This window comes from Labilithrix luteola (assembly GCF_001263205.1).
Classification (GTDB): Bacteria; Myxococcota_A; Polyangia; order Polyangiales; family Polyangiaceae; genus Labilithrix; species Labilithrix luteola.
The window spans coordinates 6,767,874-6,783,361 of sequence record NZ_CP012333.1; the positions used below are offsets into that span (position 1 = coordinate 6,767,874).

The window sequence follows — 15,488 nt, forward strand, 5'->3', positions numbered from 1 at the left end:
GGGCTGCCAAATTCCGCTCACGCTGGACGCGTGAGGGGACGGCGACGGCTACCTACGGACCTGAAAGCAGGCCGGTCGTGCGCGTCGGTGACACGTAGAAGCGTCGCATCGAGACGTTCATCAGCAAGCCGATGCCCATCATGATGGTGAGCACGCTGGAGCCGCCCGCCGAGAAGAGCGGCAGCGTCACTCCGACGACCGGCAGGATGCCGGTGACCATGCCGAGATTGAAGAACGCGTGCCAGAAGACGAGCGCACCGACGCCGATCGCGAGGACCGAGCCGAATCGATCCTTTGCCGTTGCGGCGATGCGGACCGCCCAGAGCACGAGAAACGCATAGAGCGACACGAGCAAGAGACACCCGAGAAAGCCCCAGTCTTCGGCAAAGACGGCGAACGGGAAGTCGGAGTGCTGGTCGGGCAAGAAGAGAAACTGGTTCTGCGTGCCACGCATGAACCCTTCGCCCGAGAGGCCGCCCGCACCGATGGCGACGCGCGCGTGGTGGGCGTGCCAGCCCGAACCGAGGAGGTTCGCTTCGGGGTTCAAGAACACCATGATGCGCTGCTTCTGGTAGTCGTGGAAAACGTACGTCCAGAGGAGCGGCACGGCGATGCCGCCAGCGACGAGCAGCGTCACGAGGCTCTGCCAACGGATCTTCGTCAGCATGCAGATCGTGGAGAAGATCAGCGCGCAGATGAGTGCGGTGCCAAGGTCGGGCTGCTTCAAGATGAGCAGCGTCGGGACGGCCGCGAGCATGGCGGGGATCAAGAGATCCTTGAGCGAGCGCTCTTCGGTTCGCGGATCGTCGTGCAGGTACTTCGCGAGCGCGATGATCATGAACAGCTTCATGAACTCGCTTGGCTGGAAGCTGAAGCTGCCTATTTGGATCCAGCGCGAACTGCCGCGGATGTCCTTGCCGAGGATGAAGACGAGCACCAGCAGCACGTTGCCGATGCCGTAGAGCACGTAGCCGAGCCGCTCGTAGTGTCGGTAGTCGATGACGGCGACGACCGCGGCGAGGATGCCCCCGAGGACGAGCCAGTAGACCTGCTGGATGTAGATGTCCGACAGGGCCGCGCGCGAGACGCTCGTGGCCGAGTACAGGTTGACGACGCCGAAGACCGCTAGCGCGCAGGCGGTGAGAAACAGCGCCCAGTCGAAGTTGTCGCGCGGCAGACCGAAGAAGCGCGCGTGGTCGCGACGGCTTCTCATGGGTGATCGTCCTCGTTGGTTGGAGGCGCAGGGGCAGGCGCGGGCTCCGGTGCGGGTGCGGGCTCGGGCGCCGGTGGAGGCGGGGCAGGGCGGGGCGCCGCGTTGATCGGCGGCGAGGCCTTCGCTGCCGGCGCGTCCCTCGCTTCCTTCGGGTCGATCTTGGCGCGGACGTCCTTGGCGGGCGAGCCCTTCGCCGCGCGCGCTTGCTGCAGGCGGTGGTACTCACGCACGATCTGGATCGCGATGGGCGCGGCGACGGTGGGGCCCGAGCCGCCGTGCTCGACGAGCACGACCACGGCGATCTCCGGCGACTTCGCCGGGAAGTACGACGCAAACCACGCGTGGTCGCGCGAGAGGTACCAGGCCTTCTTCGGATCGTCGCCGCCCGTGTTCACGTAACCGGTCTGAGCGGTTCCCGTCTTGCCGGCGACCTCGAGCGTCTCTTCGCGCACGGGGTAAGCGGTACCCTTCGGATCGTTCACGACGGCGAAGAGGGCCTCGTTGATGCGCGCGAGGTTCTCCGGTGCGATCTTGGCCTTCTGGCGAACGCGGGGAGGGAAGTCCTGAACGACGGCGCCGTCGCTCGTCTCGACCGCGCGCACGAGCTGCGGCGAATACACGGTGCCGCCGTTCGCGAGCGCCGCGTAGCTCAACGCGAGCTGCAGCGGCGTGACCGTGGTCGCACCCTGGCCGATCGACGTGTTGAGCGTGAAACCGATGCGGAATTGACCCTTGTAGCGGAGCGCGTACCAAGAGCGCGTGGGGATGCGCCCCGGTGTCTCGGGGTTCACGCCGATGCCCGTCTTCTGGCCGAGACCGAACTCGGTGGCCACGCGTGCGATGCGGTCCATACCGACCGCCTCGGCGAGCTTGAAGAAGTAAATGTTGCACGACTCGGCGATCGCGTCGCGCATGTTGACCTTCCCGTGCACGTGGGTGCAGTGGAAGATGCGGCGACCGAAGGAGAGGTACCCGTCGCAGCGCTCTCTCTCGGCCGGATCGAGGAGCTTCTCTTCGAGCGCGGCGAGCGCGCTGAACACCTTGAACGTCGAGCCGGGTTGGAACGCACCGCTCGTGGTCTTGTCGAGCATCGGGCGGAGCGGATCCGTGTAGAGCTTGATGAAGCTCTCGCGAATGCGATCTTTGCCGGCGCCGCCCGAGAGATCGTTCGGGTCGTAGTCCGGCTTGGAGTAGAGCGCGAGCAGGCGGCCCGTGCGCACTTCGACGACGACGGCGGCCCCGGCCGCGTGAGGCCGCATCGCGCGTTCGATCGACTGCTCGAGATCGATGTCGATGGTGAGGCGCAAATCGCGCCCCGAGAGCGGTTCCTGCCGTGAAGGTGTGTCGAGCAGGCGTTCGGCTTCGGGACCCGTTCGATAGCGCCCGCGTGCATCCACGACGCGCTTCTCCCAGCCGCGCTGGCCGCGGAGATAGCTCTCCCACGAGCGTTCGACGCCGGTGGCACCGATGACGTCGCCAGGCTCGTAGCCGAGAGGATTCGCCTTCTGCCGCTCCTCGGCGGTCATCGTGTCCCACTCTTTGGGACGGAACTTCGCCAGCGTCTCGGCGTCGATCTCGGCCGTGTAGCCGATCATGTGCGAGCCGAGCTGTTTGTACGGGTAGTAGCGGATCGGCTGGCTGATGACCTCTGCGCCGACCATCTCCGCCTGGTGCTGCTTGAGCTCGGCGACGATGTCACGGGAGAGATCTTCGCGGACGAGAATGGCGCGCCAACACGGTGAGCGGTCCTCGTCCGTGACGCAGGCGTCCTTGATGCGGGTCGTCAGCCGCGCTCGCTCGTCGGGGTTCAAGCGAAGCGTGTCGGCGATGCGTGTCCAGCTATCGGGGTCGTCCGACGGGCGCACCTTCGCCTTCGGCCGCGCGCTCGGCATGACCCGCCCGGGGACGATGAGCACGTTGAACGACGGCCTGCTCGAGGCGAGGATGCGGCCCTGCGAGTCTCGCACGATGCCGCGCGTCGTCGGGATGTTCACCTTCCGGATGACGTTCTCGTGCGCGGTCTGCGCGTAGTCCGCGCCCTTGACGATCTGCAGCTGGAAGAGGCGGATGATGACCGCGGTGAAGCCGAGAAACGCGGCGAGGGCGAGCCAGCGGTAGCGCTTGCGGAACTCGCTGACGTCGGAGCGGGGGACGAGGAGGTTGCTCACGCGCGCACGCCTCCTCCTGCCTCCTTCGCCGAGCCGGTCATGGTTGCGGCGTGGATGCGGGCAGCAAGACGGAAGATGAGCGGGGCCGTGGCGCCCGTCGTGAGGACGTGCGGAATCGCCATGGGATAGAGCGCGCGTGGAACCCACGCATCACGCCCGAAGATGGCGAGCAGAACGAGCAGCATGACGCTGTGGACGAGCGTGAAGGCCACGGCGAGACCGACTTGCATCAGCATGGTCTGCGCCGCAAGTCGGACGCCGGCTGCACGCGAGAGAACGAAGATTGCGACGTACGTCGACGTGTAGAGCCCGATCGGCGCGACCCCCACGAGGTCGGTGAGGTAACCGAGCGCGAACGCCACGCCTGCGCCTCGCACGAGCGAGTACTCGTGCACGCCCATGAAGAGGATGAGCGGCAGGAGGAGCGACGGCACGAGGCCGGGCGCGACCAGATCATGATCGGCGCGCACCATCCAGCCGACGATGCGCAGCACGAGGCCGATGACTCGGAACAGGTTGGACTGCACCAACAAGAGAACCACCCCCGCCAGGAAGAAGGCGGTGTTTCTCATCGGTTGCTCTTCGAGGACGAGGGCTTGGGCGCGTCTTCCTCCTGCGGAGGCGTGACGAGGATGAGCACCGCGTCGAGGCGCGAGAAGTTCACCGTGGGCGTGGCCTCGATCTCCTGGTCACGGCCCGGCTCACGCTTGACGACCTTGGTGACGCGCGCGACGGGCAGGCCCTTCGGGAACCACTTGCCCTTGCCGCTCGTGACGAGGAGGTCGCCGATTTCGACCTCGTCACGCGAGTCGACGTTCTCGACCTTGCACGAGTAACGCGAGGGGTTGCCGGTTCCGCGGACGAAGCCGCGCGCGTGCGTTCGCTCGTCTTCGACGTCGATGCCGAAGGCGGCGTCGACAGAGAGCTGAACGTCGACGGCGTCGCCCGCAACACGGAGCACGGCACCGACGACGCCGTCCGGTGAGACGACCGGCATGTGCGGGCGAATGTTGCGCGAGCCGCGGTCGAGAACGACGCGCGTGACGCGGAAGAACTCGGTGAAGTCCTTGCCGACGACCTGGGCGCTCACGAGATCGCCGGGGAGCGATTCACGCAGCTGGAGCAGACGGCGGAGCTCGTGGTTCTCCGTCTCCTTCTGCTCGAGCCGGTGCACCTGCTCGCGAAGACGCGCGTTGTCGTACGCGAGGCGCTCGTTGTCGGCCTTCACGTCCACCAGGTAGACGTAGCTCTCCCAGATGTTCGACACGCCGCGCGCGAGGCTCGAGGCGGCGAACTCGATGGGAGCACTGATGCGCAAGACGACCCGGTCGAGCGCATTCAGCTTCGACGGGTCCTTCATGTTTGCGCGAAGGAAGAAGAAGGGCACGGCGAGGAGGAGAATGACGATCCCCACGTCGCGATACCGCTTGAACGCCGACACTGACTTGCTCCAGAAGGACGCGATCGCGAGGCGCCAAGCGCACTCAGCCGATCGTGACCTCCTTCAAGAGCTCCATGTGATCGAGCGTCTTGCCGCTGCCGAGGACGACCGCGCTGATCGGGTCGTCGCACACCATGACCGGAAGGCCGGTCTCTTCGCGCAGCAGGACGTCGAGATTGGCGAGAAGCGCACCACCACCGGTGAGCACAACGCCCTTGTCGACGATGTCGGCGGCGAGCTCGGGGGGCGTCTTCTCGAGAGCCAGGAGCACCGCCTCGACGATGGCGTTGGTGGGCTCCTGAAGGGCTTCGCGGATCTCGTCCGAGTTGACGACGACGGTCTTCGGGATGCCGGCGACGAGGTCGCGGCCCTTCACTTCCGTCGTGCGCTGGACCTCGAGGGGGTAGGCATTGCCGACCTCCATCTTGATGCGCTCGGCCGTTTGCTCGCCGATGGCGAGGTTGTACTTACGCTTGAGGTAGGCCTGAATGGCCTCGTCCATCTTGTCACCGCCGACACGCACCGACTGCGAGTAGACGATGCCGGCGAGGGAGATGACGGCGACTTCGCTCGTGCCGCCACCGATGTCGACGACCATGTTGCCCGAGGGCTCCGTGATCGGAAGGCCGGCGCCGATGGCGGCCGCCATGGGCTCCTCGATCAGATAGACCTCACGCGCGCCGGCGCCTTCCGCGCTCTCTTTGACGGCGCGCTTCTCCACTTCGGTGATGCCGAAGGGGACGCAGATGATGATGCGGGGCTTCACCAGCGTGCGCCGGTTGTGGGCGCGCGCGATGAAGTACCGAAGCATGGCCTCGGTGATCTCGAAGTCGGCGATGACGCCGTCGCGCAGGGGGCGAACAGCCTTGATGTTGCCCGGCGTGCGGCCGAGCATCTCTTTGGCCTCGCGACCGACGGCGAGCACCTTGTTGCCGCCACGCGCGTCACGCTGAACCGCGACGACGGAGGGCTCGCACGAGACGATGCCCTTGCCCTTCACGTAGATCAGCGTGTTGGCAGTCCCTAGATCGATCGCCAGATCGTTCGAGAACAGGCCGTGGAGCCAGTCGAAGATCATCTTGAGGACTCGATCGATTTCTCGGGTTCTAGGGGAGGGGGTGAAGCCTCTGTGTGGGCTGCAAACCCCTCACGGAAGCCGGGCGGTCATAGCACAGGCTCGCCTCGTGTCCACCCTTCGGCCCGCTCCAGAGCCGCACCCTCGTTCGAAAGGAGGACATGAAGAAACGCAAGAAATCAGCCGCCAAATCGACAGTAAACGCGCGAGCCGAGCTGCCGCTTCCCGCGGCCAATGCGCGAAGCGCCTGGGACGTATCCAGCAAATGCGCGAAGCGCCTGGGACGTATCCGGCCAATGCGCGAAGCGCCTGGGACGTATCCGGCAAATGCGCGAAGCGCCTGGGACGTATCCGGCAAATGCGCGAAGCGCCTGGGACGTGTCCAGCAAATGCGCGAAGCGCAGGAGGCGACGCGTCAGCGTCGCCGACAAAAGAACGAGACAAGCCCGCGCAGGCCGAAAGAGGCCTGGCGGGCTTGCAGGAAGTCGCGAAAAGCGAAAGAGCCGGAGCTCTCTCAGCCCTTCGAGATCTTGCCTTCCTTGTGCGGGTGGTGCTGGCGGCACGCGGGGCAGAACTTCTTGATCTCGAACTTCTCCGCCATCGTGCGCTTGTTCTTGGTCGTCACGTAGTTCGCGCGGCTGCAGTTCGCGCAGGTCATCTTGATGATGTCACGCATCGGAATGCTCCAAAACTCGAATCAGGCGGAGAAACCCGCGTCCCGTCACGAACGGAGTCATGACCGCGCGAGGGACGCGCAAGTTATCCGCCCTACTATCAAAGTCAAGCTCGACGTCCGAGCACTAGCATCGAGACCCACCCTCGCCCTTCGAAAAACGCGGAGCGGGTCTCTTGCGAGCTCGTCAGTCAGCGTCGATCAATCGTCGTCCTTGTCGATGTCGACGTTGCGCCAATCGTCTTCGCCGCGTTCGCGACGACCACCACGACCACCGCCACCACCCTTGCGCGGGCCGCCTTCGCCGCCCTCGCCACCACCGCCGCCCTGCTTGCGACGACGGTCGCTGTCGAACGTGCGACGCGAGGCCGGAGGAGCGCCGCCGCCGAAGCCGCCGCCACCGCCAGCGCCAGCGCCACCGCCACCGAAGCCGCCGCCACCGAAGCCGCCGCCACCGCCGCCGAAGCCGCCGCCACCGCCGCCGTAGCCGCCACCGCCACCGCCGCCGTAGCCACCACCGCCACCGCCACCCGCAGGACGTTCGCCCTTCGGATGCGCGATGTTCACGATGAGACGGCGACCGCGGAGGTCCGCCGACTTGAGCTGATCTGCGGCCGTCTTGGCCGACTCCGCGCTCGCCATCGTGACGAAGCCGAAGCCGCGCTTGCGACCGTCGGGATCCATCGGGAGGTGAACGCGAACAACCTGGCCTTCGCCGACGACGCCACCGATGAGGGCCTCGATCTCCGGCTGAGCGCAGTCGTAGGGAAGGTTACCGACGTAGAGGGTGCGATCCGGCGCCTGCTGTGGACCTCCACCTCCACCGCCACCGCCACCACCGAAGCCGCCACCGCCGGGACCGCTGCGCGGACCTGCGGATCGCGGGCCGCTCGACATAGGGCCGCCTTCGCCTTTGCGCGGCGGCTCCTGCTGGAATGGACGCACCGAGATGGATCGGCCGCCCTGCATCGAGCCGTCGAGAGCGTCACGTGCTGCTTGTGCCTCCGCCGGCGTTGCGAGTGTTACGAATCCGAACCCACGCGGACGACCCGTCATGCGGTCCTTCGGCAAACTCACGCTGACGACCTTGCCTCCGGTCGCCTCGAAAATTTGCTTCAGAACCTCTTCCGAAACGCTGTCTGGGAGTCCCGCCACGAACAGCTTTGCTTCCTCGTTCCCGATCGACATGCCGATAACCCTGAGAGTCCTCCCAAAACGGTTTGCAAACTGAGTACGTCGAGCGCGCGCGGGCGCCAGGCGTCTTCACATCCAGGGAGTGTAGTAGGCGTACGGTGCCTGGCTACTCCCCGCGACAACCACACGATATCCTGTGCCGGGCCGCCGTCAACTGACCCGTTGCTGCGCTCTGCGGTTCAAGCTTCACTGTCAAGCTGCGGCGACGTGGGTGAGCTCTGGCTCCGCCCGGTCTCCTTTCCGACCGAACCGTCGGCGTTTCCGACGATCCGTCCGGGAGCGCGCCCCGGATCGCGTCCAGGACCGATGTGGTCCTGAGCGATCTCCTGAGGTTCCGTGTGCGTCGCGCCCACGTGAAAGGCGGCGCTAGGTCGGCCAGGAATCGTGAAGCTGAACGTTGATCCAGGTCGAGTGCCCGGGTTTCCTTCCACCCAGGCGCGGCCCCCGTGGCTCTCGGCGATGTGCTTCACCAGGGCGAGTCCGATGCCGCTGCCGCGCACGGGCGAGTTCGTGTCGTCTTTGCGTGAGCCCGTGAGGCGAACGAAGCGCTCGAAAATGCGTCGTCGATCTTCCGGCGCGACGCCAGGGCCTTGGTCGACGACGTCGATGCGAACGCCGCCTTCTGCGTTGCGTGCACGGACGAGGATCTCTTTGCCGTCGGGGGCGTACTTGAGCGCGTTGTCGACGAGGTTCACGACGGCGAGCTGGATCGCGCGCTCGTCGATGCGAGCGTGGGGAAGCCTGGGCTCCACGTCGAGGAGGAGCTGCACGCCCTCGCGTTCCGTGCGGTAGCGATAGACGTTCGCGGCTCGCGTGACGGTCTCGCCCACGTCGCCTTCCGAGAATTCGTAGCTGTCGCGGCCACGCTCGAGACGCGCGAAATCGAGCACGTTCTCGATGAGCGCCGAGAGACGCTCGCTCTCGCGCACGATGATGTCGAGGTACTCCTTCTGCTTCGTCGGCGAAGGAACGCGGCCGGACTGGAGCATCTCGGCGAACATGCGGACGAGCGCGAGCGGCGTTTTGAGCTCGTGGCTGACGTTCGCGACGAACTCGCTCTTGAGTGCGGAGATACGGCGGTCTTTTTCGCTCGCCAGGAAGATGGCGATCGCCGCCGCGACGATGACGATGCATGAGAGGCTCATCATCGTGATCTCGAGGAGCCTTCGATTCTGGATGCGCGAGGCGATCTCTTCACTCGCCAGCGGCGAGACCTGGACGCGCCAGTTGTAGAGCGTCGTCGGAAAGCGCACCGACACGGTGAATTCACCGATGCCCAGCGAAGGGCCGTAGATGAGGCGGCCCTCTTCGTCGACGACGTTCACGCGGCTCGCAGCGCTCGTGCGCGGGCCATCGTGCGTGGGTGAGCTCGGCTCGTTGTAGAGCATCGGCAGCGTCTCGCGCACGATGCGGCCGATGTCGTGGCGAGCGATCACGAGGTACTTGTGGCCTTCGTGGACGCGCTGCCAGTAGCTGAGAAGATAGCTCTGTCCCGCATACTCGCGGTGCAGGTGGCGTAGCTCGTCGGGGGGCTGGGTGGCGAGGTCCATGTCGCCGAGCGCTCGGCTCACGAGCATGCGGCGGAAGGCTTCTTCGTCACCGAAGGCGCTCGAGGCGCGCGAGGTGAAGGCGAGGACGGTGCGGCTTTCGTCGAGCACGAGAATCGCGCGCACGCTGGGCGTTTCGCGTTGCGCGGTCGGGAGCCAACGTTCGGTGAGCTCGTCGAGCCGCGCAGGATCGGCGATCGCCATGACCACGTTGTCCTGGTCGATGATCTGCCGGTCGACGCGGTTCGCCTTCTCGGTGGCGAGGGCGAGGGTGGCCTCGAGCACCGACTGCTGGCGCAGCGTGTCGATCTGCAGCGTCGCCCTGAACGTGAAGTACGCGAGCACGCCCACCGCCGCGATGACGAGCGGCAGAAGGACGAAGACGCGCAGGCGAGGACGGCGGCGAGACACGAGGTTCTACGCTCTAGCCGTTCCGAGCCCTCGTGTCGAAAGGTGAGCCGTCTCCGGCCCACGCAGCGGACGACCACGCTGCGCCGGGACCAGCTCGAGCTGGCACCTTTGGACGAGGCGCTCAGGCGCCGGCGGTGGCGGACGAGTGGATGCGGTCGCGGTCGAGAACGATGCCGCGCGAGCCCAAGTATTCGGCGTACTGCTCGGCGATGTACGTCATCGCGTAGGCTTCGTCTTCGGTGAATGGCAGACCGTCGAGCGGATTGATGATCTCGAGCGCGCCGAGGGCACGTCCGGCTTGCATGATCGGCGCGACGATGAGGCTGTGGCTTCCCCCGATCTGCCGGTAACGTTCGCCTGCAGCCGTCGACGCATTGGCCACGACCACTGCACGTCGCTTGCGGGCGGCGTCGCGCAGGATCTCGTCGGCGTCCGCCGTGCGGAGCGCGAGCAGGCCGCGCGTGTCTTTGCCGCGGGCACACGCCACGACCCACTCGCGCTTCTCGATGTCGAAGAAGTGAATGAGTGCGGCGCGCGCCGGGAGCACCTCCGTGGCGAGCGCCAGGCAGAACTGCCCGCCGTCGAGCGCGTCGCGCAGGAAGTGGAGATCATGCATCGATTCGAAGAGCGCGGTGATGAGCTCGTCGCCCGATACGCGCCCACGAACGAGGCGGCCTGAAGGTGTCTTCACCGCACCCGCCGGAGGTTGCGAGGGGGAGCGGCGCGGCTCGGCATCCGTTGCGGCGGGCGCAGGTGCGGACGGCCCGTTGGCCGACTTCGTCGCCGCGGAGCTCGTCGAACTCGACACGCTGGCAGCACCGGATGCGGACGACGGCGGGAGCATCGGCTCGGTCACCGAGGCGATGGGCTCGGGCGCGGGCACGACGACCGGTGCAGGAGCCGCTGTCGCCGCCGCGTTGGGGGCCGGATTCGAGGCTCCGATGTTCGGAACCGCCGGAGCGGGCGGAATCACGGCGTTCGCGACGGCGGCCGGCGTGGGGTTCCCGGAGGGCGTGGTGGCGGGAGCGGCAAGGGAAGGAGGGATCTTTGACGGCGGCCGGAGTGGTGCGCTCGAACCGGTGCCGCGTGCCGGGTAACCGAGCACGGGCTCGCCCTTCCAATCTTTCCACGTGAGCGTGGCAATCGGCGGGCGCGGCGGCTTTCCGGTGAACTCAACGTCGAAGACGGCGAGATTCACGAGCTTTCCGACTTTCAACCCCGCAAGGTGCGCATCGACGATGCGAAGCTGCGCACGAAGCACTTCGACGGCGCTCTCTTCCGTCGTACCGGCGGGGACGGCAAACGCGTACTCGCGGTAGGAGAGGGGCGACGCGTCCGTCGGGTTCTGCTCGCGCGACGTGAGCAGCTTCACGGCCGGCAGGCCCGGGATTGCCGAGCCTACGGCAGGAGGAGCGGCGCGGCCGCCGACGGCTTCCTGCTCACGCGCTTCGGCCTTCGCTTCGGCAATGGCGACCGTGTTCGCGGCCAGCGTCACCGAGGTGCGCGCCGGCGGCTGCGACGGCATCTTGCTTGGTGATCCTGCGGGAGCAGGAGCGGGAGCAGGCGTGACGCTGATCTTCTGGACCTGCCCGGTCGACGTCGGGTCGTTCGTGATCACCACCGGCGGAACCGAAATCGACGAGGGAGCGCCCGGGGCAACGCCGAGACGACTGTCGATCGCCACGGTGGTGACCGGCATGTCGTGCGGCGCACGCTTCACGACGAAGCGGATGCGCGCGATGGGATCGACGGCGCGGTAGCCCTCTTCGAGCAGCTCGATCGAGAAGCCGCTCATCGGTCCTTCTTCGCCGCGCTGAGCTCGTGCTGCTTGGAGAGCTCGTTGCCACGACTCGGCCTCCACGCAGAACTTCTGGAGGTCCGTCTTCTCGAGCGACGATACTTCGACGAGCCAGCGCATTCGCTCGATGAGGCTAACACCACCCGACCTCGAGCGTGCAGCGGGATTTCACACCGGACCGGGGCGGTTTCCTCGCTTCGTTCCGTGTCCTGCGCTGGGGTGGATCCCTGCCTGCACCGGCGGGTGTCGAGGCACTACTCGGCGCGCAAGCCGTCCGACGGCCGCAAACGTGCGGCATACAGGGCAGGCAGAATCGTGGCGACGAGACAGATCAGGATCGCAATTGCGCCCGTGATGAGAAATTCCGTGGGACGGATGTTCACGGGCAGCTTGGAGATGAAGTAGACCTTCGGATCGAGCGGGAAGCCGTAGGTCGCGAGCGCCTTGCATCCGAGCCATCCCACGAGGAGGCCGACGACGGTGCCGACGACGCCGATGATTCCGCCCTGGTAGACGAAGACGCGGAGAATCGCGTCGTCGCTCGCGCCGAGTGCCTTCAGGAGCGCGATCTCCTTCTTCTTGTCGAGCACCACCATGATGAGGGTGGCGACGACGGTGAAGGCCGCGACGACGATGATCAGGGTGAGCACGAAACTCATCGCGATCTGCTGGATCAGCAGCGCGGTGAACAAGCCATGGTTGAGCTCGCGCCAATCCATCGTGTGGAAGACGCCGTTCGCCAGGACCTTGTCGACGGTCTTCGCCACCGCGGCGGCCTGCTCGATGTCGGCCACCTTGGCCTCGACACCGGTGACGCTGTCGCCCTGCTCGTAGAAGGCCTGCGCCTCGTAGAGATCGGTGTAAACGAGCTTGGAGTCGTACTGATCGAAGCCGGCCTCGAAGATCGCGATGACCCGGAACTGCTTGGCGATCGGCGGGCGGGCGCCGCTCGCGCCGAAGCTCATGCCGATCTGCGGCGAGGTAATCTGCAGGCAGTCGCCGAGGCCGACGGCGAGCCGCTTGGCGAGCGTGCGGCCGATGACGACGCCCGGCAGCGCCTTGACCTGCTCGGGGCTCCGGCACGGATCCGGATCGACCTCGGCGGGCAGGACGTCGTCGTCGGGAAGGGTGCTCGCGAATCCTCCGGGCGGCGTCGAGTCGCCGGACGGAAGCATCGTCGTCGGGGCACTGGTCGGAGCGCTCGGCTTCTCGTCCAGGATCGCATCCAGGGGATCGGGCGGCGCCGGCCTGTTCGACGCTGCGGGGGCGGGCGACTTCGTCATGTCGTCGGCGGCGCCCGTCGCAATCAGCGTGGCGAGGTCCGTGGAGCCGGCGTCGAGACCCGCGTAGGTCCCCTTCGCCTTGTCTTCGGCGATTTGCTTCTCGATGGCCTCGAGGAGCGTCTGCTTTCCTGCCTCGGTGGGCTCGGCGGCCGAGCCCGTCGTTGGCGGCGTGGGGCTGCTACCGAGCGACGGGAACGCGTCCGAACGCGGCGTTTCCGGCGGTTTGGCGCCTGCCTTGCGCATTCCCTCCAGCGATCCCTCGACGATGTGCCGCGGAAGATCGAGCACCTTCGGCATCGCGACGGGGTCGACGCCCTTGAGGAGGACGCCCGTCGCCGTGCGGTCGCCGTGCGTCACCATCATCGGGTTGATGACGAAGGGAGCCACGGCCACGACGCCGGGGATCTGCTCGACCTTCTGCATCACGTCCCGGTAGTCCCGGAACTGGACCGAGTACTTGAGGACGATGACGTGGGCGTTGACGCCGAGGACCTTCTCCCGGAACTGGTCCTGGAAGCCGCCCGTGACGCTCATGACGATCGAGAGCGCGGCGACGCCGAGGGCGACCCCGAGCATCGCGAAGGCGGTGCCGACGGAAACGAAGGCGCGCTTCTTCGACCCGAGGTAACGGAAGGCGATCTGGACGGGGTAGCCCATGCGTAAAAACCGCGAAAGTACGACGGCGGGGCAGGAGAACCCCGCAAGCCGGCGAAGCGTGTAGCACGCCAGGCCCCCGAATCGTTCCCGTTTTCCCCCTGGTCGCAGCCCGACCGCCTTCGGTCAAACACGGAGCATGCCGGTCGAACGGAACCCACGTACCGTGTCGGGTGCTGTAGTCTCATCTCGGGATGGGGATGCGCGCCGCAAAAGCCTTGCTTGTCGCTTTCCCAACTCAGCTGGACCACGGTACATCTTCATGACGCGCGCAGCCTGCCGGCCGTTCGCCTCCCTCTTCTCTCATGCCCGAACGGCCTGAACGCCCCGGTTCCAATGCGGTGACCCTCGCGGTGCCCGCGCCTTCCGAGTACGCGTCGGCCGGCCGTGGTCACCCCGACGGCGCAAACGTCTCGAGCGCGGTGAACGTCAGTGGCACGCTCCCGTCGCAGTCGGTGCCCGCGCGACCGTTCGACAACTTCATCGGCAAGACGCTCGACGGTCGCTACCTCATCGAGGGGCTTCTCGGCGAGGGCGGCATGGGGGTCGTCTACCGAGGTCGGCACAAGCTGATCGAGAAGCGCGTCGCCATCAAAGTCTTGCGCGGCGACCTCGCGGCGGACGGCGAGATGACCGAGCGCTTCCTCAACGAAGCGCGCGCGGCGTCGAGCATCGGAAATCCGCACATCGTCGACATCTCCGACTTCGGCAGGCTCCCCGAGGGCGCGACGTACTTCGTCATGGAGTACCTCGACGGCTCCAGCCTCTCGAGCCAGATGGCGCAGGCGGGGGTCATTCCGGTTCCGCGCCTCGTCCACATTGCCAAGCAAATCGGGCGCGGTCTCGCCGCCGCGCACGCTGCGGGCATCGTTCACCGCGATCTCAAGCCCGACAACGTCATGCTCGTGGCGCGCGGCGAGGATCGCGACTTCGTGAAGGTCCTCGACTTCGGCATCGCCAAGGTCGGCGGTGACGCGAATCGACTGACCCGCGCTGGGAGCGTCTTCGGAACGCCCCACTACATGTCGCCCGAGCAAGCCGCGGGCGTCCCCGTCGATCGGCGCACGGACATTTATGCGCTCGGCGTCATCCTCTACGAGATGGCTTCGGGCAAGGTCCCCTTCGACGCCGACAACTTCATGGGGATCCTGACGCAGCACATGTACAAGTCGCCTGCGCCGATCCGCACGATCGTGCCGCTTGCGCAGGAGATCCCGCCCGGCCTCGAGGCCGTGGTGCTGAAGTGCCTCTCGAAGAAGGTCGATCTTCGCTACCAGTCGATGGAGGAGCTCGTCGCCGATCTCGAGAAGGTCGAGCGCGGCATGGTCCCCGACGCGGTCAACGAGATGATGGGGCGCTCCGGCGGCTTCAACGTCCCGGCCGACTACTTCCGCAACTCGAACCGCATGGCGGCTGCGACCGGCGCAGGACCGGTTCGCCCCGCCAAGGCGCCCGTGTTCTGGGTAGCGATGGCGAGCATTTCGGCCGTCGTACTCGTGATCGTCGGCGTGGTGGTGGCGGCTTCGCTTCGCGCCGCCCCGAAGGAGCACGCCGGCTCGGCCGCGAGTGTCGCCACGGTCGCGATCGAGGCGCCTTCCGCCGAACCCGCGACCACACGTAAAGAAGTCGTCGTGACGCCGGACCCCGAAGACGCGGTGGTCTGGCTCGAAGATCAGAGGCTCGGCACCGGCGAGCACGTCGTGACGATCGGCCCGAACGAGAAGCTCTCGGTGAAGATCGAACGCGCCGGCTACGTCACGCGCACCGTGACGGTCGACGGTTCGAAGCGCGCCGTCGCCGTTCGGCTCGAGCAGGACGTGGCGAAGAGCACGCCGCCTCCCGTGGCGAAGCCCGCGGTCAAAGCCGCCGGCTCGCCGCCGTCGGCCAAGACCGCAGCGACGGCAACCACGCCGCCGAAGGCCACGAACACGCCCGCTGCTCCTGCTGCCACGGGTGGCCGTCCATCGAACTGCGCGTTCGAGGATTGGGATCCGTTCGAAAAGAAGTGCAAGCGGTAGGACGCTGCTCGCG

The 15,488-nt window shown here is 66.7% G+C and carries 11 protein-coding genes; 1 reads left to right on the forward strand and 10 read right to left on the reverse strand.

The window, feature by feature from the left end; genetic code table 11:
* Nucleotides 1-52: 52 nt before the first annotated feature.
* The 10 genes from rodA to AKJ09_RS29445 all read right to left on the reverse strand — a co-directional run bounded on the left by rodA (nt 53) and on the right by AKJ09_RS29445 (nt 13,460).
* Complete coding sequence (gene rodA / locus AKJ09_RS29400; protein WP_146651182.1) at nt 53-1,213, reverse strand: rod shape-determining protein RodA; 1,161 nt, start codon at nt 1,211-1,213, stop codon at nt 53-55.
* Entirely contained in the window at nt 1,210-3,381 is a 2,172-nt protein-coding gene (gene mrdA / locus AKJ09_RS29405; protein WP_146651183.1) for a penicillin-binding protein 2, read from the reverse strand. Before mrdA ends, rodA begins: the two co-directional genes overlap by 4 nt.
* Complete coding sequence (locus tag AKJ09_RS29410) at nt 3,378-3,953, reverse strand: hypothetical protein (protein WP_146651184.1); 576 nt, start codon at nt 3,951-3,953, stop codon at nt 3,378-3,380. The genes mrdA and AKJ09_RS29410 overlap by 4 nt, the downstream gene beginning before the upstream one ends.
* On the reverse strand, nt 3,950-4,822 hold the full coding sequence (gene mreC / locus AKJ09_RS29415; RefSeq protein WP_240488627.1) for a rod shape-determining protein MreC: 873 nt from the start codon (nt 4,820-4,822) through the stop codon (nt 3,950-3,952). Before mreC ends, AKJ09_RS29410 begins: the two co-directional genes overlap by 4 nt.
* Nucleotides 4,823-4,865: 43 nt before the next feature.
* Nucleotides 4,866-5,900, reverse strand: a complete 1,035-nt coding sequence (locus tag AKJ09_RS29420) for a rod shape-determining protein (protein WP_146651185.1) — start codon at nt 5,898-5,900, stop codon at nt 4,866-4,868.
* Between the two features lie 511 nt (nt 5,901-6,411).
* Nucleotides 6,412-6,573, reverse strand: coding sequence for a 50S ribosomal protein L33 (gene rpmG, locus AKJ09_RS29425; protein ID WP_146651186.1), 162 nt, complete (start codon nt 6,571-6,573; stop codon nt 6,412-6,414).
* 198 nt (nt 6,574-6,771) lie between these two features.
* The gene (locus AKJ09_RS29430; RefSeq protein ID WP_146651187.1) at nt 6,772-7,758 is read right to left on the reverse strand and encodes an RNA recognition motif domain-containing protein; all 987 of its coding nucleotides are present in this window, start codon (nt 7,756-7,758) and stop codon (nt 6,772-6,774) included.
* 185 nt (nt 7,759-7,943) lie between these two features.
* Complete coding sequence (locus AKJ09_RS29435) at nt 7,944-9,722, reverse strand: sensor histidine kinase (RefSeq protein ID WP_146651188.1); 1,779 nt, start codon at nt 9,720-9,722, stop codon at nt 7,944-7,946.
* A gap of 121 nt (nt 9,723-9,843) precedes the next feature.
* Nucleotides 9,844-11,640 (reverse strand): GAF domain-containing protein, encoded by a 1,797-nt coding sequence (locus AKJ09_RS29440; RefSeq protein ID WP_146651189.1) that lies wholly within the window; start codon nt 11,638-11,640, stop codon nt 9,844-9,846.
* A gap of 134 nt (nt 11,641-11,774) precedes the next feature.
* Nucleotides 11,775-13,460: an ABC transporter permease gene (locus tag AKJ09_RS29445; protein WP_146651190.1), complete on the reverse strand. Its 1,686-nt coding sequence runs from the start codon at nt 13,458-13,460 to the stop codon at nt 11,775-11,777.
* Nucleotides 13,461-13,762: 302 nt separating this feature from the next.
* Here AKJ09_RS29445 and AKJ09_RS29450 point away from each other — a divergent pair, with 302 nt between their 5' ends.
* The gene (locus AKJ09_RS29450) at nt 13,763-15,475 is read left to right on the forward strand and encodes a serine/threonine-protein kinase (protein ID WP_146651191.1); all 1,713 of its coding nucleotides are present in this window, start codon (nt 13,763-13,765) and stop codon (nt 15,473-15,475) included.
* The last annotated feature ends 13 nt before the right edge of the window (nt 15,476-15,488 follow it).